Raw genomic sequence first — 19,634 nt, 5'->3', positions numbered from 1 at the left:
CATCAATCCATACGATATCGGGCAGGTGTCTTCCGCTCACACGCCGTCGAGTCCGCATTCGGCCCAGATGACCTTGCCCTGGGACAGATGCCGGGTGCCCCAGGCCCGGGCGAGCTGGGCGACCAGGAACAGGCCGCGGCCGCCCTCGTCGGTGCTGGCCGCCCGGCGCAGGTGCGGGGCGGTGTTGCTGGTGTCGACGACCTCGCAGATCACGGTGCGGTGGTGCAGCAGCCGTACCCGGATGGGGCCGGTGCCGTGCCGGATGGCGTTGGTGACCAGTTCGCTCAGGATCAGCTCCATGGCGAACGCGGAGTCGTCCAGGCCCCATTCGGTGAGCTTGCCGAGGGCGGCGGCACGGACCTCGCCCACCAGGGCCGGGTCGGGCGCCAGTTCCCAGGTGGCGATGCGGTCGGCGGCCAGCGCGTGGGTGCGGACCACGAGCAGGGCGATGTCGTCGCAGGGGTGGGCGGGTGCCACCCGGTCCAGGATGGCCCGGCAGGTCTCCTCGGGCGTGCGCTCCGGGTGGCCGGCCAGGGCGCCGCGCAGCTGTTCGAGCACGGCGTCCACGTCGCGATGGCGGTCCTCGATGAGGCCGTCGGTGTAGAGGACCAGCTGACTGCCCTCCGGCAGGTCGACCTCGACGGCGTCGAAGGGCAGCCCGCCGAGACCGAGCGGGGGTCCCGCGGGCAGGTCGGGGTAGCGGACGCTGCCGTCGGGGCTGACCAGGGCGGGCGGCGGGTGGCCGGCGCGGGCCATGACGCAGCGTTGCGCGGTGGGGTCGTAGACGGCGTACAGGCAGGTCGCGCCGATGATGCCGGAGCCCTCGCCGTCGGGGTCGTCGCGGTCCAGCCGGCCGACCAGGTTGTCCAGGTGGGTGAGCACCTCGTCCGGCGGGAAGTCCAGTTCGGCGAAGCTGCGGGCGGCGGTGCGCAGCCGGCCCATCGTGGCCGCCGACAGCATGCCGTGTCCCACGACGTCACCGACGAGCAGGCCGATCCGGGTGCCGGACAGCGGGATGACGTCGTACCAGTCGCCGCCCACGTCCGACTCGGCGGGCAGGTAGCGGTGGGCGATCTCCACGGCGTCCTGGTCGGGAAGCCCGTGCGGGAGCAGTCTGCGCTGGAGGGCCAGGACCATCGAACGTTCGTGGGTGTACCGGCGGGCGTTGTCGATGGAGAGGGCGGCCCTGCTGGCCAGTTCCAGGGCCAGCGAGCGGTCGTCGTCGCCGAAGGGGGCGGAGCCCCGCCCGCGGTAGAAGCTGGCGATGCCCAGGACGACGCCCCGGGCCACCAGCGGTACCGCGATGAGCGAGTGCACCTCGGCGAGCAGCCGTTCGGTGTGCTCGGGATCCTGGGCGAGCCAGCCTGCGGCGGCCTGGAGGTCGGGCTCCAGCTCGGCCCGGCCGTTGCTGAGACAGCGCAGCTGGGGGGTGGCGGGACCGAATTCGATCCGCTTGCCGACCGGGGTGAAGGGCAGTCCGTCCCGGACGCCGTGCACCACCGTCCGGCGCAGGTCGCCGAGCGGGTCGTCGGCCTCCTCGCCGCGCAGTACCGCGTCGGGCAGGTCGACGGTCACGTGGTCGGCGAGCCTCGGGACGGCCGTCAGCGCCATCTCCTCGGCGGTACGGCGGACGTCGAGCGTCGTCCCGATCCGTGTGCTGGCCTCGGACAACAACTCCAGCCTGCGGCGCGCCGCCAGCGCGTAGGCGCCGACCTCGGGCTCACCGAAGAGGACGAGCCGCCGCGGGGCACCGGGAGATTCGGGACCCGGGACGGCCGCACCGGTGCGGGCGGCACCCTCGGGGACCGGCCCGGTCGACAGCGGCGGGACCGCGGGGCGCAGGGCCGGCCGTGCCGGAACGGCGACGGAGGACTCGGCGGGAGACCCGGACGGGGCGGCGCCGGAGCCCTCGGCGGGAGACCCGGACGAGGCGGCGACCGCAGCCTCCGCGGGACACGGAGACCCGGACCTGTCGACGACCGAGGCCTCCTGAGACCCGGGCCGGGCGGGGGCGTGGCCGAGGAGGAGGGCGGGTGGGCGGCCTGCGGGGGAACGGTCCGGGTACCTGGCCGGGTTCCTACGGGTCGCACCGCCGGGCTTTCCCGCCGCCACCGCATGACCTGCGGTGGAACGCAGCAGACCGGCCGTGAGGGCACCCCCCGTGGCGTCGAGCCCGTCCCCCGCCACGGCCCCGAAGGCCGCGTCCAGCCTCACGTGATGAGGCGAGACGTCCAGGGGCGCCCTCGCCGCGAGGCCCGGCAGCAGCATCTCCACGGCGAGACCCTGCACCCCGGAGGCACCGGTCACCCGGCGGCTGACGAGCGTGACGCGACGGCCGTCGGAGAGGGAGACACCCGTGGCCGCGTACCGGCCGCGGGAGATGAGTTCGGCCGCCTTCTCCATGAGGATGGCCCGGTCACCGGGGCGCAGGTCCAGAACCCGTTCGTCCACGGAGAGCCCCAGGGGGAGGCCGGCGGCGGCCTCGTACGCCCTGAGCAGGACCCGTTCGCGGGCCGAACTCTGCCGTAGCAGCCCGCCCTCCACGGCCCGTACCGCCCGGCGGATGATGTCGCCCAGGACCGGGCTCTCGGCGCTGCGGTGGTAGCCGAAGCACAGCACGCCCTCCAGGCGCCCGCTCAGCGGGTCCCGGACGGGCGCGGCGATGCAGGCGTTGCCCTGGGCGCGTTCCGCGAAGTGCTCGGCGCCGAAGACCCGGACGAGGCCGCGCTCGGCGAGGGCGAGCCCGATCCCGTTGGTGCCGGCGAACCGTTCGGCGAAGACGAAGCCGGGCTCCACCTGGATCGCGGGCAGGCTGCGGGGCAGCGCCGGGTCGCCGAAGCGGCGCAGCAGGACGGTGCCGCTCGCGTCGGCGAGCGAGATGTTGATCTGGCTGCCCGCGAACCGGGCCTGGAGCCGGTCGAGCACGGGAACCGCGGCCCGCACGATCGGCCCGCCGGGGTCGAAGTCCTCGCGGAAGGGCAGGTCGGCCCGGTCGGGCGAGAGACCGAGGGACCGGCAGCGCAGCCAGGAGCCCAGGATCGGCGCCCGTACTCCGCTGTCGACCTGCTCGCCCTGCAGGAACCGCTCACGGAAACGCACGGGACCCGCATCACCCGTCGGCCGCCTGGCCGAAACTGGTTGCCCGCCGGACCGCATCACTCTGCTCCTCGCTCGCCGTCGCAAGAATCAGCTTTTCGCAAAGAAAGCGACATAAACGACAATACGTACATTGACCGCGAGAGTCACAGCCCGCCGGCTCCCGCCCGCCCGGGGCCCACGGCGGTCACAGGACCGCGACCGGGTTGACGGGCGACCCGGTCCCGCCCGGGATGTCCAGCGGCGCCACGACCAGCATGAAGGTGTACCGGCCGGCCTCGGCGGCAGCGGCGGACAGCGCTTCCAGGTCGAGGTTGTCGAGCAGCGGCACCCCCAGCGCGGCCACCGCCAGGGCGTGCACGGGCGAGTGCACCCCGGGCACGGGTGAGGGCCGCACGTCGCTGTCGCCGTCCCCGCCGAGCAGCGCGATGCCCCGTTCCGCCAGCAGCGGCAGCGCGTCCACGTGGAAGCCCGCGCTCGACGCCGCCGAGTCCCAGGCGCCGCGTTCCCGGCGGCGCCTGGCGTGGCCGGAGCGCAGCAGTACGGCGTCGCCCTCGCCGACGGTCACGCCGAGCGCCCGCTCGGCCGTGAGGACGTCGGCCGCGCGGACCGCCCGCCCCGGTTCCAGCCAGTCGACGCCGAGGACGGCGGGCATGTCGAGCAGCACGCCCGTCGTGACGAGCGGCCCGAGCGCCGACACCGCGCCGAAGCGGGCGCCTGCGGCGTCGATGTGGTCGCGGGCGCGCCGGCCGTCGTACAGCTCCCCGCGGTAGGCGACGTGGCTGAGGGCGTCGAGGTGGGTGACGCCCTTGCCGTGGTAGTCGGCGGCGAGGAAGTCCTTGTGGGTGGCCGGCTCCGGGCTCTCCACGTCGCCGAGGTCCGTCATGTGGTGCAGGGCCGGCGTGGGGTTGTCCGGTCCCGAGCGGGTGTTCCAGGGCAGCGCCGTCGGCACGACCGTCCCGGACCGCACCTGGGCGGCGGCCCGCCGGGCGTGTCCGGCGGTCACCCGGTTGAAGGCTCCCCGGTCGGCACGCTGCCAGCACCCCCAGGTCCGGAGCGCCGCGAACAACGCGTCGAACTCCTCCCGGGCGACGACCGGCCCGCCGATCTCAGAGGTCATCCGCTTCCGCCCCTCGCACGCCGAGAACCCCAGGCTGACACCGGGAGCCCGCACCGGCCACTCGCACGGGTGCGCGGGAGGTGCCGACCGGACTGTCCCGGACATGACCAACAGTGTGCGGATTCCGCCCCTTCGGCGTGTCCGGCGTAAGTAGGGTGACGCGCATGAAGGCAACTTCTGTTGCCTGTTGTCTGCACCCCTCACCCGTCCGTCGGTGGAGCGACACGCTGCGAAGAAAGGTTCAACCAGGTGAACTTCAAGGTCCAGCCCACCGCCCAGGTCGACGACAGGGCCACGGTCGGCGACGGAACGACGGTCTGGGATCTGGCCCAGATCCGGGAGGACGCGAGGCTGGGCAGCGACTGCATCGTGGGCCGGGGCGCCTACGTCGGTCCGGGCGTGCGGATCGGCGACAACGTGAAGTTGCAGAACTACGCGCTGGTCTACGAACCCGCGGTGCTCGGCGACGGGGTGTTCGTGGGCCCGGCCGCGGTCCTCACCAACGACTACTTCCCGCGCTCGGTGGACCCCGGGGGCAGGCTCAAGCGCGGGGGCGACTGGGAGGCCGTGGCCGTGGTGGTGGCCGAGGGGGCGTCGCTGGGGGCCCGTTCGGTGTGTGTGGCGCCGGTGCGGGTGGGCCGCTGGGCGCTGGTGGCGGCGGGGGCGGTGGTGACCCGGGACGTGCCGGACTTCGCGCTCGTGGCCGGGGTTCCGGCGCGCCGGATCGGCTGGGTGGGCCGGGCCGGCGCCCGACTGGTCGAGCGGGACGCGGAGCCGGGCGTCTGGGAGTGTCCCGAGACGGGCGCGCTGCACGACGAGAAGGACGGCGGGCTCGTCGAACGCGCATGACGGCTGTTTTCAGCTGTTTCCCGCAAAACGCAATTCCTCGAACATCTAGTGGCATAACATGTGCGCGAACTGTGCAGACAAAGCACAATGAGCGCACAAACCATAAGTGCCCAGGGGGGGTTACTACGTGGTGGGGACAGCTACGCCTCCCATCGGGAGCGACGACGATCCTGACGGCTGACCACTGACGTCCGCCTTCTTCGTCCCGCCCGGCCGGCTGTGCCGAGGCGTACTCAAGCATGCGCATAAAGGACCCACAGGGGGGTTGGTGTGCCCAGATCATGACCACGACACGCCTGGCAGCGCTCGAACTCGCGGACCCGCCGCTGTTCGCGCTCGCCCAACGGCTGCTCTCCGTTGCCGAGTCGGGGCTGCCGTCGATGCTGCTGCCGGGCGGTGAGGCCTTCGCCTTCACCATGGCCGGGCACCAGGACCCCGACGGCCGCTGGACGCTGGAGCGGCGCGGGATCAGCACCCGGTACGCGGCGATCACCGTGCTCGGCGCCCAGCACCTGCCCGAGGGCCGCCAGCGTGCGGTGCTCGCCGGCCGTACCGCCCAGGAGTTCGCCGGGCTGCTGGTGGAGTCGCTGCCCGCGGTGACCAACCTGGGCGACTCCGCGCTCATCGCCTGGGCCGCCGCGGAGACCGGGCACCCCAAGCTGTCCGACGCCCTGGCCCGGGTCGAGGCGCTGGACGACCCGGACCGTCCGCAGTACACCGTCGAGGCCGCCTGGGTGCTGTCCGCCCTCGCGGCGGCGCGTGACACGGTCGATGTGGAGAGACGTTTCAGCGCGGCTCGCGACCGGCTGCTGCGGGCCCGGATCGGCGACAGCCCGCTCTTCCCGCACGCCACCGGACCCGGCCTGCTGCCCTGGTACCGGGCCCACGTCTGCTGCTTCGCCGACCAGACGTACCCGTTGCAGGCCCTGGCCCGCGCCCACGCCAGCGGCGACGGGGACGGCGATCCGCAGGCGCTGGCCGCGGCGGACGCCTGCGCGGCGCGCATCTGTGCGCTGCAGGGCGAGGGCGGTCAGTGGTGGTGGCACTACGACGCGCGCACCGGCGGTGTGGTGGAGGGCTACCCGGTCTACAGCGTCCACCAGCACGCGATGGCACCGACGGCCCTGTTCGACCTGGCCGACGCGGGCGGCTCCGACTTCGGCGCGGCGATCCGCAGGGGCCTGCGCTGGATGACGGACGTTCCCGAACTGGCCGGCTCCGGGCACCGGGAACCGATGATCCTGGACGAACTCGGCGCCACCTGGCGCAAGGTCCACCGGGGGGACCCGAAGAAGGCCGTACGGGCGGCCCGGGGCCTGTCCACCCGCATCGCCCCGGGCCTTCGGCTGAAGGCCCTGGACCGGGTGTACCGGCCGGTCGCCGTGGACCGTGAATGCCGGCCGTACGAATTCGGCTGGATGCTCTACGCCTGGCAGGGGGGCCGGATATGAGCGAGCGAAGAACGCTGTTCGGGGTCGAACTCGACCCGCTGACGATGGACGAGACCGTGGCGCGCTGCCTGGCGGCGGTCCGGGACGGCGCCCAGCTGGAGATCGGCGTGGTCAACGCCGCGAAGCTGGTCACCATGCGGCGGGACGAACGGCTCGCCAGGGCCGTGGCCGGCTGCGACCTGGTGCTGGCCGACGGACAGGCCGTGGTCTGGGCCGGCCGGGTGCTGCGCGCCCCGCTGCCGGAGCGGGTGGCCGGGATCGACCTGTTCCTGCGGCTGCTGGCGGAGGCGGAGGCCGCGGGCATCTCGGTGTACTTCCTCGGCGCGCGGCAGGAGGTGCTGGAGCGGATGCTGCTCCGGGTGGCCGACCGCTTCCCCGGCCTGAAGGTGGCCGGCAGCCGCAACGGCTACTTCGACGACTCCCAGCAGGAGCAGATAGCGGACGGAATCGCCCGCAGCGGCGGCCAGTTGCTGTTCCTCGGCATGACCTCGCCGAAGAAGGAGATCTTCACCGCCGCCTACGGCGCCCGCACCGGTGCCTGCGTGGTGCACGGCGTGGGCGGCTCCTTCGACATCCTGGCCGGGGTCACCAAGCGCGCCCCGCGGTCCTGGCAGCGGCTGGGCATGGAATGGCTCTACCGCGCGCTCCAGGAACCGCGCCGGCTGGGCCGCCGCTACCTCACCACCAATGTGGCCTTCCTCCTCATGACGGCGCGCGAGCGGTTCCGCCCCGCCCCGCCGGCCGCTCCCGCGAACAGGAGTCACTGATGCGTGTCGTCGTGGTGGGACAGGGATACGTCGGCCTCCCGCTGGCCGTCCGGGCCGCCGAGGTCGGCCACGAGGTGATCGGCTACGACGTCGACACCCGACGGATCAAGAGTCTGGCGGCCGGTGAGTCCTTCGTCGAGGACGTCTCCTCCGAGCGGATCCGGGCGGCCCTGGACAACGGCACCTACCGCCCGAGCGACGCGGCCCGGGACTGCGGCGGTTTCGACATCGCCGTGGTGACCGTGCCGACGCCGCTGCACGAGGGCACCCCCGACCTGCGCTACATCCGGGAGTCGGCGGTCACCCTCGCCCGCTACCTGCGCCCCGGGGCCACGGTCGTCCTGGAGTCGACCACCTACCCCGGCACCACCCAGGAGCTGTTCGCCCCGATCCTGGAGGAGGGGTCGGGCCTGACCGCGGGCTCCGACTTCCACCTGGGGTACAGCCCCGAGCGGATCGACCCGGGCAACACGGTGTGGGGCTTTAAGGAGACCCCGAAGGTGGTCTCCGGCGTCAACGAGGCCTCGCTGAAGGCCGTTCAGGGCTTCTACGCCCAACTCGTCGACACCACCGTGCCGGTGGGCTCGCCCAAGGAGGCGGAGCTCGCCAAGCTCCTGGAGAACACGTTCCGGCACGTGAACATCGCGCTGGTCAACGAGATCGCGATGTTCGCGCACCACCTGGGCATCGACGTCTGGCAGGCCATCGACGCCGCCTCGACCAAGCCCTTCGGCTTCATGAAGTTCACGCCCGGGCCGGGTGTCGGCGGGCACTGCCTGCCGATCGACCCCTCGTACCTGTCCTGGCGGGTGCAGCGCGAACTCGGGCAGAGCTTCCGGTTCGTGGAGCTGGCCAACGACATCAACAGCCACATGCCCGAGTACGTGACACGGCGCATCAGCGAGCTGTTCAACGACAGGCGCCGCTCGGTGAACGGCTCGCGCATCCTGCTGCTGGGCCTCGCGTACAAGAAGAACACCGGCGACGCCCGCGAGTCGCCCGCGCTGCGCATCTCCCAGCTGCTGCTGGACATGGGCGCGCAGGTCAGGGCGGCCGACCCGCACGTGGTGGAGAGCCTGCCGGTGGACAGCCGACTGGTGCGGGTCGAACCGACCCAGCGGGAGCTGGCGGACGCCGACGTGGTGGTGCTCCTCACCGACCACGACGGCTTCGACTACGAACTCGTCGCCGAACACGCCCCCTTCGTCCTGGACTGCCGCCGCAGGCTGCCGTCCGGACCCACCATCGAGGTGCTCTGAACCATGCGAGTCGTCTGTGTGGCCGGGGCCCGCCCCAACTACATGAAGATCAAACCGGTGATGGACGCCCTGGAGGCCCGGGGCGCCGAGGTGCTCCTCGTCCACACCGGCCAGCACTACGACCCGGCGATGAACGACGTGTTCTTCGCCGACCTCGGCATCCGGCCGCCCGACCGCTTCCTCGGCGTCGGCTCCGGCAGCCACGCCGAGCAGACGGGCCGCGTGATGACCGCGTTCGAGCCGCTGCTCGCCGAGGTGGCCCCGGACGTCGTCGTGGTGGTCGGCGACATCAACTCCACGCTGGCCTGCGCCCTGGTCACCGCCAAGGCCGGGCCGCTGCTGGCCCATGTCGAGGCGGGGCTGCGCAGCCGTGACTGGAGCATGCCGGAGGAGGTCAACCGGGTCGCCACCGACCGGGTCAGCGACTACCTGCTGGCCCCCTCCCCCGACGCCGTCGACAACCTGCGCGCCGAGGGCTATCGGGAGGACCAGATCCACCTGGTCGGCAACGTCATGATCGACACGCTCCTCGCCAACCTGGAGCGGGCCCGCGCCTCGGACGTCCTGGACCGGTTCGGGCTGGCCGAGGGCGCATTCGGCCTGGTCACCCTGCACCGGCCGGCCAACGTGGACGACCCGGAGGTCCTCACGGGGCTGCTGAAGGCCCTGGGCGAGATCGCCGACCGCCTGCCGCTCGTACTGCCCGTGCACCCGCGGGCGGCCGGCCGGCTGGCCGAGATCGGCGTGCCGGGGGGTGTACGGCTCGTACCGGCCGCCGGCTATCTGGACTTCATCGCGCTGCAGGACGCCGCGCGGGTCGTCCTCACCGATTCGGGCGGGGTGCAGGAGGAGACCACCGCGCTGGGCGTGCCGTGCGTGACGCTGCGGGACAACACCGAGCGGCCGGTCACCGTCGAGCAGGGCACCAACGTGCTGGCCGGCCGGGATCCCGCGCGGATCACGGCCACCGTGCACGCGGTGCTGGACGCGCCGCCCGCGCCGCGCAGGCCCGACCTGTGGGACGGCCGCGCGAGCGACCGTATCGCCGAGGTGCTGCTGACCGGCGGCACCGCCGACTCCCGCCCGAGACCGACCGATCGGCCCCGACCCAAGGCCCGACCCAAGGATCGAACCCTCCTCATATGATCCGCTTGCCACCTATGCTCGTCGAACGTCTGGTCGCGAGGGGGGACCGTCATGGATCTCGCTGAGATCTCCCGGGTGCTGCGCAGGCGCTGGTACGTCCTGCTGCCGGGACTGCTGCTGACCGCCGGCCTGGTCTTCGCGGTGACCGTGCTGGTCCCGGTGACGTACCGGTCGCAGAGCACCGTGGTGCTGCTGAACTCCCAGAAGGCGACGCTGGCCTACGACGGCAATCCCTTCCTCAGCACCCAGACCTCGCTCACCGGCATGGCCGACAGCCTGGCCCGCAACCTCAACTCCGACGACTCGCTGCGGGACCTCAAGGCCCGCGGCGCCAAGGGCACGGTCGATGCCAAGCTCGCCGACAACGCGCAGGGGCCGCTGCTGTGGCTCACCGTCACCGGCACCGACAAGGCCGCGGTGCTGTCCTCCGACAGGATCCTGACCGCGTACGCCAAGGAACGGCTCGACCAGTTCCAGAAGCAGCAGTCGGTCGCCCCCAAGGCCATGATCCGGATGACGACGATCGTGCCGCCGCAGAACCCGGCGGCCCAGACCAAGACGCGGCTGGAGTACATGGTCATGGCCGGGGCCCTGGGGCTCGTCCTGACCCTGGCCGCCGCCTTCTACGCGGAGGCGCGCAAGCGCCCGCACAGGCCGTCCGCGGAGGCCGGACCCGCCGGACCCGCCGGACCCGACGAGAGGCCGGCCGCCGCGACGGCGCCGGCCGGGAAGTCGCTCGTCGAGGAGACGCTCGCCATCCGGCAGCCGCCCAGCTGGTCGCAGTCCGCCGGCACCGCCCCGGCCGCCGCAGAGCCCGACCCGCCGCGGCCCGCCATGGCCGTGGCGTCCGCCGCCGAGCCACTCGACGAGGAGTCGACTCATGGACATCGCCCGCGCACCGGACAGCGGGACCGGTGAGACGAGCGACGCGCCCGCTCCCCCCGACCCGGTGACGGCCGCCGCGACCGGCACCGCTCCCTCCCTCGGCCGCAAGGTGCGTTCGGCGGCGCGGTGGAGCCTGGTCAACACCGTCGTGATGCGGCTGGGCAACTTCGCGACCGGCATCCTGCTGGCCCGCTTCGCCCTCGGCCCGGCGGAATGGGGCGTGTACGGCATCGCCCAGACCGTCCTGCTGGTCCTGCTGTCCGCGAACGAACTGGGCGTGGGCCTGGCCATCGTGCGCTGGGAGGGGGACGCCCGGCGGTTCGCGCCGACCGTGCTGACCCTGAGCACCCTCTCCAGCGGGCTGCTGTACGTGGTGCTGTTCGCGACGGCGCCGGCGGTGGCGGGCCTGCTGGGCTCGCCGCACGCCGCGGGCGTCCTGCGGGTGATGTGCCTGTGCGTGCTGATCGACGGGGTGGCCCAGGTCCCCGCCGGTTTCCTCACCCGGGAGTTCGCCCAGGGCAAGCGGATGCTCATCGACGCGCTCAACTTCGTGATCAGCACCGCGGTGACGCTGCTGCTGGCCTTCGCGGGCCGGGGCGCGATGAGCTTCGCCTGGGGCGCGGTGGCCGGGAACGTCGTCACGCTGATCGGCTGCGCGCTGGCGGCCCCCGGCACCCTGAGGTTCGGCTGGGACTCCGGACAGGCCCGCGCGCTGCTGCGCTTCGGGCTGCCCCTGGCGGGGGCGAGCATGCTGGCCCTGGCGGTGGTCAACGTCGACACGATGGTGGTGGGCGCGACCCTCGGCAACGTGTCGCTCGGGTTCTACGTGCTCGCCTTCAACATCTCCGGCTGGCCCGTGCGCATCATCTCCGAGGCCGCCCGCCGGGTCTCCTTCGCCGGGTTCTCCCGCCTGGCCGGCTCGCCGCAGGCGCTCGCCAAGGGCTTCAGCCGGGCCCTGGGCGTGCTGATCACCGGCACCGTCCCGCTGTGCGTGCTGCTGGCCGGCCTCGCGGAGCCGGTCATCCGGCTGGTCTACGGCAGCCGGTGGGTCCCCGCGGCGGCCGCGCTGCCCTGGCTGATGGCGCTCGGCCTGATCCGCATCGGCGGCGAACTGGCCTACGACTGCCTGGTCGCGATCGGCCGACGCCGTTCGCTCTTCCTGGTGCAGGGTCTGTGGCTGGCGGCCCTGGTCCCGGTGCTCCTGGTGGCCGCGCACCTGAACGGCGTCGTGGGGGTCTCCCAGGGTCATGTCCTGGTCGCGGGCGGCCTGGTGGTGCCCGTGTTCCTGGCCGCCCTGCACCGCGGCGGCATCGGCCTCGGCCGGATCGCACGGGCCTGTGCCTGGCCGTTCCTGGGCGGGGCCGTGATGACCGTGATCGTCCTCGGTCTGCGGGCCCCGCTCGGCGACGGGCGGCTCGCGCTCCTCATCATCGGAACCGTCGCGCTGGTCGGCTACGCGGTGTGCGTGCTGCCCAGCCGGGACTTCCTGCGCGGGGTGGAACGCCCCCGGGCGGCCGCCCGCGTCGGCTCCTCACCCCAGGGCACGAGGTGACCCCATGGCACGACGTACCGGCCTCGCCAGGGTCGCGGGACCACTGCTCGCGGGACTGCTCGCGGTCCTCCTGACCGCCTGCTCGGGATCGGCCGGGTCCGCCCCGCCGGGCTGCCCGGACTCCGCGCTGACCTGCCCGGCGAGCGGACCGACGGGGACTCCGGGAACGCCGGGGACACCGGGGACACCGGGAACGCCCGCAACAGCGGGCACCGCCTCGCCGACCGCTGCCACCGGGACGCCGGCGCCGCAGGCCGCGTGCGCCTCCCCCGCCGCCTGTGGATTCCCCGACGCCCGCAGCACCGGACCGCGCATCCCGCTCACCCCGCACAGGACCGGCAACCTGTCCGTCCGCGAGAACGGCACGGTCATCCGGGGCTGGGACATCACCGGCTCCCTCGACATCTACGCCGACGACGTCACCGTCATCGACACGAGGATCACCTCCGCCAACTGGTGGGGCGTCAACCTGCGCCCCGGCTTCAAGGGGCTGCGGATCCTGCACACCACCATCACCGCCGTCCCCGGCAGGGGACCGGACAACGGCGGCGTGGACTACGCGGTGTCGAACATGGGGACCAGCTCCGTCGAGGTCGGCTGGTGCGACGTCTCGGTGTTCGGCGACGCCCTGTCCATGGGCCAGGGCGACATCCACGACAACTACGTCCACGACATCGCGCCGTTCGTGAACCAGAGCGGCGAGTGGCAGCACACCAACGCGGTGATCAGCGGCGGCGGCAACACCGGGCACCTGGTCATCCGCCACAACACGCTGCTCAACCCGACCGGTCTGAAGCAGGGGGCCTCGGGCAGCATCGGCCTGTTCGCCGACACCGGGGTCGTCCGCAACGTCACCGTCGACCGCAACTGGATCGCGGGCGGCGCCTACGCCCTCTACGGCGGTGCCACCGGCGCCACCGGGATCAAGGTCACGAACAACGTGTTCTCCACCCAGTACCACCCCGCGTCCGGCGGTTACGGCACGGTCGCCCACTGGAACGCGGACGGCGCCGGGAACGAGTGGCGCGGCAACCGGCTGTCCGACGGCCGCCCGGTGCGGCCGGAGCCGTCCCCGTGACCGGGACCGTGGCGCGCCGCGTCGCGCGCGTGCCCTGGACACTGCTGAAGGCGCTGTTCGGCTGGCTGGTGCTGTTCGAGGCCAGGAACAAGGTGCTGCTCGCCCCGGGCGCGGTGCGGCTGCGCCGGACGGAGGAGGCCGAGGCCCGGCGGCTGGCGACCGCGCTGCCCGCGCCGCCCACGGCCCTGGTCGCCACGGTGATCGCCACCCACCGGCGGCCCGAGGCGCTGCGGGCCGCGGTCCGCTCGGCCCTGGACCAGACGGTGGGCGACCAGGTCGTCATGGTGGTCGACGACGGCGCCGGGCTGCCCGAACTGCCGCACGATCCACGTCTGTTCGCCGTCTCGCTGGCCCGCAACACCGGGGTCGCGGGCGTGGTGCGCAACGTCGGCATCCGCCTCACCCGCTCCCGGTACGTGGCGTTCCTCGACGACGACAACCTGTGGGAACCCGACCACCTGGAGCGGGCGTTGGCGGTCCTTCAGGCCCCCGGCGGACCCGACGGCGTGTACACGGCGCTGCGCCGCGTGCTGCCCGACGGCAGCGAGAACGACGTCCTGTCGGTCCCGTACGACCGGCGCCGGGCGGCCCGCGAGGCCTTCCTGGACACCAACGCCTTCGTCGCCCGCCGCACCCGCGCCCTGTACTTCAGCCGGCTGCGCCGTACCCCCGAGGTGCTGCCCCGGGAGGACTGGGAACTGATCCGCCGGTACGCGCGCAGGCACCGGGTGCGCCACGTGCCGCACCCCACCGTCCGGTACCTGATGAACCCGGCCAGCTTCTACACCCAATGGCGCCGGCCCAGTTGAGGCCCGCTCTTCCGTCCCCTCCGATCCCAGGTGGTTGATCCCGTGGCACCGTCCCGCGCCCTCAGGAACAAGTTCGTCGACGCCCCCGGCTCGCTGGGCGAGAAACTCCGCATCGCCCGCTGGGAACGCTTCCGGCGCTGCTTCCCCGGCATCGAGAACATGAGCGTGGTGGACCTGGGCGGCACGGCGGAGATGTGGCTGCGCGCCCCCGTGCGCGCCAAGCACGTCCACCTGATCAACCTGGAGGCGCACCCCGCCGAACTGCCCGACTGGATCACCGCCGGGAACGCCGACGTCACCGACCCGGAGACCGCCGCCGCGCTGAGCGCCGACGGCGGCTACGACCTGGTGTTCTCCAACTCGACCATCGAGCACGTCGGCGGCCACAGCCAGCGGCGGAGGTTCGTCGCCGCCGTGGAGCGGCTGGCCCCGCTGCACTGGATCCAGACGCCGTACCGCTACTTTCCGGTCGAGCCGCACTTCGTGGCCCCCGGCTTCCAGTTCCTGCCGCTGGCCGCGCGGGCGCGTCTGGTGCGGCGCTGGCCGCTGGTGCACAGCCGCCCCGACAGCCCCGAGTCCGCGATGGACGCCGTCGTCAACATCGAACTTCTGACCCGCGCCGAGATGCGCTACCTCTTCCCCCGCTCGGAGCTGCTGAGCGAGCGGGTGCTCGGGGCGCCGAAGTCGCTGATCGCGGTGCGGACGCGGCCGGCGCGCTGACGGTCCGGCGGGCCGCTGGGGACGGCGGCGCCTGCGCACCGCCGCCCGGATCACGGTCCCGGCACCCCGCGCAGCGCGCCCGGGCGGGCCAGTTCGGCCGCGGCCGCCCTGCTGGCCGGGCGGCCCAGGGCGGCACGTGAGGTCTCGCGGAGCAGCACCGCGGTACGGAACGCGGCCGTCGCCAGCGGGCCGTGCCGGCGCCGGTACAACCGGACCCGGTTGAGGGTGAGCAGGGTCCACAGCCGGGGCGAGACGCGGGAGTCGCCGCCCAGGTGGACGGCGTCGGCGGTCGGCTCCAGACGGGTGGCGTAGCCCAGGTCGCGGGCCCGCAGGCAGAACTCGGTCTCCTCCGAGTAGAGGAAGAAGGACTCGTCCCAGGGCCCGCAGGCGGCCAGGCACTCGGCGGAGACCGCCATCAGCGCGCCGGTCGCCCAGTCCGCGCGGGTCGGACGCCGGTAGGCGCCGGGGTCGGTGACCAGCTCGCTCAGGGCCGGGAAGCGCCCCGCCCTGGTGTTGCCGATCAACGCCTCGCCGAGCGCCCGCAGCACGGTCGGCTCCCGGCGCAGGGAACGGTGCGGGGTGTCCGAGCCCTCCTCGTAGAGCAGGGGTACGGCGATCCCGACGCCGGCGCCGAGACTGCCGACGAGGCGTGCGGCGCAGCCCGGCCGCATCCGGGTGTCGGGGTTGCAGATCAATACGGCGTCGTGCTCCCCGGCGGCCCGCAGCGCCGCGTTGACCCCGGCCGCGTACCCGGCGTTGCGGCCGGTCCCGACGACGGTGGCGTCCGGGGCCAGGGTCCGCAGCACCTCGACGGTGTCGTCGGCGGAGTCGTTGTCGGCGACGACCAGCCGCCAGTCGAGGCCGGCCATGCCGTGCGGCAGCGCGGCGAGGAACCCGGGCAGCACCTGGGCGCTGTTCCAGGTGACGACGATGACGGCGACGCTGCTCATCGGGACTCCACAAGTCGGGGAAGGTCGGCTTCGGGTCCTGCGGGTGCCGCACGGGGCACGGGGACGGCGCCGGCCGCCTCGCGCCGGATGAAACCGAGGTAGCTGCCGCCGGCGCCCAGGGTCAGGAAGAACATCCCGGCGTACATGGGGAAGCTCAGCGCGTCGAAGGTGGCGCTGATGACCAGCGCGACCAGGGCCGAGGCGAGGAACGCCTGGCCGAGTTCCCGGTCCGACTCGGTGCGGGCGAGCCTGCGGATGGCACCGCCCTGGTGGATCCCGGTGACGAACAGCACGAGCAGCGCGACCAGTCCGAGGACGCCCATCTCGGCCAGGGTCAGCATGTACTGGTTGTCGGTGAAGAAGTACAGGTCGGGGGTGAAGGTGCCGAACCCGCGCCCGAACCAGGGGTGTTCCTTCAGGTAGGGGACGATCGCGCTGTACTTCACGGTGCGTGCCTGGGTGCTGCTGTCGGAGTTGGACAGGAAGCTGGCGAACAGACCGGTGATGGTCCCGATCAGCCCCGGGATGATCACCTTGAAGACGGCCACCGAGCCCAGGATCAGACCGATCGCGGACCAGCGGCGCTGCGGCTTCCAGCGCGGGACCATCACCAGGATCACGATGAAGACGCCGATGATGGAGGTGCGGGACACCGTCAGCGGCAGCGCGCCCGCCATGATCGCGACCGGACCCCACCGGCGCAGCGCGCCCGCGTGCCGGCGCACCGGGTCGAAGGCCTGGTGGACGGCGAAGGGGACCAGGATGGCGAGCATGCCGCCGAACTCCAGCGGATGGGACGTGGTGGAGCGCGGCCGGGTGAACGAGCCGCGGTCCATGGTGCTGATGCCGGCCGTGCTGGAGTGCAGGCCCGGGATGTGGATGGAGTCCGCGATGTTGGTGGCCGCGAAGAAGTCGTAGTAGCCGATGAGGGCCACCACCGTGCCCAGCACGACGACCCGGCGCATCAGCGTGTCCAGGCGGCTGCGCTCCTGGATGCCGGCCGAGGAGAGCACCACCAGCGCGGTCCACACGCCGAGTCCGATGAGGCCCCGGTCGGCGCCCAGCACCTCCTCGTGCGAGCTCTCGCGGGTCGCGTCCGCGAGGTACGACAGCAGGACCGCCGCCGCGAGCACGCACATGGCCACGCGCGGGAGCCTGGTGTCCCTGGCCGGCAGGATGCGGCCGCCGAGCCAGGTCGCGAGGTACCAGAGGAGTCCCAGCAGGGCGAACACGTTGGCCGGGGTGCCGACGCCGCCGAGCGCGGGCAGGGTGAGGTTCGAGGGCACGAAGAAGGCCAGCACCAGGTAGCCGCTGAGGATCGTCGTGGCGTCCAGTCTGCGCACCAGCAGCCCCCTGGGCCGCTCGGGCGGGCTCGCACGGTGGCGCCGGGGCACGTAGCCGGCCAGGGCGCGTCCGCGGCGGCGTACCACCGCGACGCCCTCGGCCAGGATGGACAGCAGGAACGCGCCGACCATCCCGGCGATGAGGACCGCCGCGATGTTCTGGTAGCGGCTCTTCGACTGGGAGACCGGGGTCTGCGGCAGGACGACCGGCGCGGTCTGCACCGCGTACCCCTTCGGCACCCGGGAGGCGGCCTGCAGGGCTTTGAGCTGCTCCCCGGCGAAGTCGGTGAGGGTGGTGGTCTCACGGAGCACCTTCGCCCGGTCGGTCCCGGTGACGCCCAGGGTGAGCAGCGGGCTGTCGGACTGCGCCGCGAAGCCGACCGTGTACGGGTCCGTCACGCCGCGCGAGCGGAGTTCCTTCGCGGAGTCGCCGGACTGGAGCGTCCTGATCAGCACGTCGGCGGTGACGACCAGCGAACCGCCCGCGTTCGAGATCGGGTTGCCGAAGGTGGGGGCCATGTCGGCGATGGCCGTGGAGTCGAGGAGTGTGACGGAGCTCTGCGACGCGTAGGACACCGGGATGGTGCGGTACAGGTAACCGCCGGCGAGCAGGCTGAGCAGGGTGAGGGGCACCATGAAGTACCAGCGCCTGCGCATGATCGCCAGGAGGTCGGCGAGGCTCATGAGATCTCCCTTTTGGTGGCGGTTCGCCCCGGCGCCTGCGAGGATCGGTGGCGACGGAAGGAATCCCCGTGTCGCCTCGTGAGGTCGCCGAAGCGCTGCTCCGCCGGTGGTACGTGCTGCTGTTCGCGCTTGTGCTGACGGCGGCCGGTGCCTACCAGGTGCTGCATCCCGCACCGCGGTACCTGAGTTCGGCGGTGATCGTGCTCAAACCGCCCGTGACCGGCAACCAGCCCAACCAGCTGACGAACCTCCAACCGCCGCTGGCCACCCTGTCGTACGGCGTGATCCAGCAGTTGGAGTCGCCCGCCGGGCGCAGGGAGCTGGCCGCCGCCGGGGTGGCCGGGACGTACCAGCTGATCCCGCGCAACAGCGGTACCAGCGCGACACCGCGCTATCTGATCCCCTCGGTCCAGGTGCAGGCGCAGCGCTCCTCCGCCGTCGACGCCGACACCGCGGTGAGCCGGGTCATCGACGTGTACACCCGGCACGTGACGGCTCTTCAGGCCGCCGAGGGCGTCGCCCCCGAGGCGCGGATCAGCGCCTCGGTCCTGGTCGCCGCGAGCGCCACGCCGGTGCAGGGCACCAGGACCCGGGCCCTGGCCGGCACCGCTCTGCTGGGCGGCGTCGGCGGGATCGTGGTGGCCCTCTGGTGCGACCGGTACGCGCTGCGCCGCAGGGCCGGGAAGGGCGGTCTCGCGGAGCCGGTCCGCCCCGCCGGCCGGGTCCCCGTCGCGGGCTGAACGGAGCTGGTGGTCCATCAGATGCCGCGGCGCTTCCAGGACTCCCACCACAGCGCCTCCCGGCCGCGTTCCGCCACGGCCGACCACACCAGGGGCTGAAGGTACGGCATCGCCTTCGGCCCGATCCGTCTGCGCAGCCGCAGCGCGCGGTACTCGGGCAGCGCCCGGTATCCCGGCAGGCACTGCGCGGCGAAGGCCACGCACTCCTCGACCGGTACGACGTCGGTACGGCCCCGGTCGTAGGCCCGGTAGGCACGGCGCAGGGCGTAGCGGGCGAGGCGGGTGTGGACCTGCTCGGCCAGGCGGTCGGCGTGCGGCAGCCGGTCCCCGCACTTGGTGAGCACCGAGTCGAAGGCGACGAGGCGCTGGCGCAGGTCGTCGAGCTGGCCGCCGAAGTCGACGGTGGACATGTTCTTGCCGTGCACGCGGTAGTAGGCCTGGTCGGCGCCGCGTATGTAGCCGACGTCGGCGTGGGCGGCGAGCCGCATCCACATCTCGATGTCACCGGCGTGCGGCAGGGCCGGGTCGTAGCCGCCGACCTTGCGCTGGAGGTCGGTGCGGACGACGACCTCCGGGGAGGTGATGCAGCCGGTGCCCTCGCGGAAGCGGCGCTCCAGCCACCACTGGCCGGGGTAGACGACCGAACCGGTGCTGTGTGTACGGGCCTTGGGCAGGGGCCCGCCGTGTTGGAAGCGCAGCGGGCGCCCGTAGGCGAACCCCGCCTGCGGGTGGGCGTCCAGGAGGGCGGCGGCGCGGACCAGCGCACCAGGCACCAGCCGGTCGTCGGCGGACAGGAGGGCCACGTAGTCTCCGTCGGCCCACTCCATCAGGCCCTCGTTGTAGGTGGCGATGTGTCCCTTGTTCGTCTCGTGGACGAGGACCTCGATCCGCGGGTCGGCGGCGGCCAGCTTGCGCGCGGCCTCGGCCGAGTCGTCGGGGGAGGCGTCGTCGATGATGAGCACGCGGACGTCGACGCCGTCCTGCTCGTCCAGGACGCTGCTGACGCAGTCGGCGAGGAAGTGGCCGTACTTGTAGCAGGGGATCACAACACTGACGCTGCTCATCGCTGGTGAAGCCAATCCCCGTCGGGGGGGCCCGCCCCCCCCGGGGGGGGGGCCCCCCCCGGGGGGGGGGGGGGGGGGGTTTTTTTTTTTTTTTTTTTTGGGTTTTTGGTGGGGGGGCAAA

At 72.9% G+C, this 19,634-nt stretch carries 16 protein-coding genes; 11 read left to right on the top strand and 5 right to left on the bottom strand.

Annotation, left to right across the window (positions count from 1 at the left end):
* Window positions 1-36: 36 nt before the first annotated feature.
* The gene (locus ACZ3KP_RS01970) at window positions 37-3,159 is read right to left on the bottom strand and encodes a SpoIIE family protein phosphatase (RefSeq protein ID WP_467495598.1); all 3,123 of its coding nucleotides are present in this window, start codon (window positions 3,157-3,159) and stop codon (window positions 37-39) included.
* Between the two features lie 124 nt (window positions 3,160-3,283).
* Window positions 3,284-4,216 carry a cyclase family protein gene (locus ACZ3KP_RS01965; protein ID WP_467495596.1) on the bottom strand — a complete coding sequence of 311 codons (933 nt, stop codon included), beginning with the start codon at window positions 4,214-4,216 and terminating at the stop codon, window positions 3,284-3,286.
* A 249-nt stretch (window positions 4,217-4,465) separates the two neighbouring features.
* On the opposite strand from ACZ3KP_RS01965, the gene ACZ3KP_RS01960 reads away from it, so the two are divergent.
* The 10 genes from ACZ3KP_RS01960 to ACZ3KP_RS01915 all read left to right on the top strand — a co-directional run bounded on the left by ACZ3KP_RS01960 (window position 4,466) and on the right by ACZ3KP_RS01915 (window position 14,732).
* Complete coding sequence (locus tag ACZ3KP_RS01960) at window positions 4,466-5,065, top strand: acyltransferase (protein WP_467495594.1); 600 nt, start codon at window positions 4,466-4,468, stop codon at window positions 5,063-5,065.
* A gap of 281 nt (window positions 5,066-5,346) precedes the next feature.
* Complete coding sequence (locus tag ACZ3KP_RS01955) at window positions 5,347-6,516, top strand: hypothetical protein (protein WP_467495592.1); 1,170 nt, start codon at window positions 5,347-5,349, stop codon at window positions 6,514-6,516.
* Window positions 6,513-7,283 (top strand): WecB/TagA/CpsF family glycosyltransferase, encoded by a 771-nt coding sequence (locus ACZ3KP_RS01950; protein ID WP_467495590.1) that lies wholly within the window; start codon window positions 6,513-6,515, stop codon window positions 7,281-7,283. The genes ACZ3KP_RS01955 and ACZ3KP_RS01950 overlap by 4 nt, the downstream gene beginning before the upstream one ends.
* Window positions 7,283-8,542 (top strand): nucleotide sugar dehydrogenase, encoded by a 1,260-nt coding sequence (locus ACZ3KP_RS01945; protein ID WP_467495589.1) that lies wholly within the window; start codon window positions 7,283-7,285, stop codon window positions 8,540-8,542. Before ACZ3KP_RS01950 ends, ACZ3KP_RS01945 begins: the two co-directional genes overlap by 1 nt.
* Before the next feature lie 3 nt (window positions 8,543-8,545).
* Window positions 8,546-9,688 carry a non-hydrolyzing UDP-N-acetylglucosamine 2-epimerase gene (gene wecB, locus ACZ3KP_RS01940; RefSeq protein WP_467495587.1) on the top strand — a complete coding sequence of 381 codons (1,143 nt, stop codon included), beginning with the start codon at window positions 8,546-8,548 and terminating at the stop codon, window positions 9,686-9,688.
* Window positions 9,689-9,739: 51 nt separating this feature from the next.
* Window positions 9,740-10,606 carry a YveK family protein gene (locus ACZ3KP_RS01935; protein WP_467495585.1) on the top strand — a complete coding sequence of 289 codons (867 nt, stop codon included), beginning with the start codon at window positions 9,740-9,742 and terminating at the stop codon, window positions 10,604-10,606.
* Window positions 10,569-12,125 carry a lipopolysaccharide biosynthesis protein gene (locus tag ACZ3KP_RS01930; RefSeq protein ID WP_467495583.1) on the top strand — a complete coding sequence of 519 codons (1,557 nt, stop codon included), beginning with the start codon at window positions 10,569-10,571 and terminating at the stop codon, window positions 12,123-12,125. The genes ACZ3KP_RS01935 and ACZ3KP_RS01930 overlap by 38 nt, the downstream gene beginning before the upstream one ends.
* A 4-nt stretch (window positions 12,126-12,129) precedes the next feature.
* Entirely contained in the window at window positions 12,130-13,203 is a 1,074-nt protein-coding gene (locus tag ACZ3KP_RS01925) for a right-handed parallel beta-helix repeat-containing protein (protein WP_467495581.1), read from the top strand.
* Window positions 13,200-14,012 (top strand): glycosyltransferase family 2 protein, encoded by an 813-nt coding sequence (locus ACZ3KP_RS01920; RefSeq protein ID WP_467495579.1) that lies wholly within the window; start codon window positions 13,200-13,202, stop codon window positions 14,010-14,012. The genes ACZ3KP_RS01925 and ACZ3KP_RS01920 overlap by 4 nt, the downstream gene beginning before the upstream one ends.
* A 42-nt stretch (window positions 14,013-14,054) precedes the next feature.
* Window positions 14,055-14,732 (top strand): class I SAM-dependent methyltransferase, encoded by a 678-nt coding sequence (locus ACZ3KP_RS01915; protein WP_467495577.1) that lies wholly within the window; start codon window positions 14,055-14,057, stop codon window positions 14,730-14,732.
* A 50-nt stretch (window positions 14,733-14,782) separates the two neighbouring features.
* Here ACZ3KP_RS01915 and ACZ3KP_RS01910 read toward each other — a convergent pair whose 3' ends face one another.
* Window positions 14,783-15,682: a glycosyltransferase family 2 protein gene (locus ACZ3KP_RS01910; protein ID WP_467495575.1), complete on the bottom strand. Its 900-nt coding sequence runs from the start codon at window positions 15,680-15,682 to the stop codon at window positions 14,783-14,785.
* Window positions 15,679-17,709: an O-antigen ligase family protein gene (locus ACZ3KP_RS01905; RefSeq protein ID WP_467495573.1), complete on the bottom strand. Its 2,031-nt coding sequence runs from the start codon at window positions 17,707-17,709 to the stop codon at window positions 15,679-15,681. Before ACZ3KP_RS01905 ends, ACZ3KP_RS01910 begins: the two co-directional genes overlap by 4 nt.
* Before the next feature lie 68 nt (window positions 17,710-17,777).
* Between ACZ3KP_RS01905 and ACZ3KP_RS01900 the strand changes: the two genes are divergently transcribed.
* Complete coding sequence (locus tag ACZ3KP_RS01900; RefSeq protein ID WP_467495571.1) at window positions 17,778-18,449, top strand: YveK family protein; 672 nt, start codon at window positions 17,778-17,780, stop codon at window positions 18,447-18,449.
* Between the two features lie 17 nt (window positions 18,450-18,466).
* Here ACZ3KP_RS01900 and ACZ3KP_RS01895 read toward each other — a convergent pair whose 3' ends face one another.
* Window positions 18,467-19,513 (bottom strand): glycosyltransferase family 2 protein, encoded by a 1,047-nt coding sequence (locus ACZ3KP_RS01895; RefSeq protein WP_467495569.1) that lies wholly within the window; start codon window positions 19,511-19,513, stop codon window positions 18,467-18,469.
* Window positions 19,514-19,634 lie beyond the last annotated feature (121 nt).

The sequence above is a fragment of the Streptomyces sp. NPDC020958 genome, from assembly GCF_055562175.1.
This window is presented reverse-complemented; position numbering and strand designations above follow the sequence as displayed.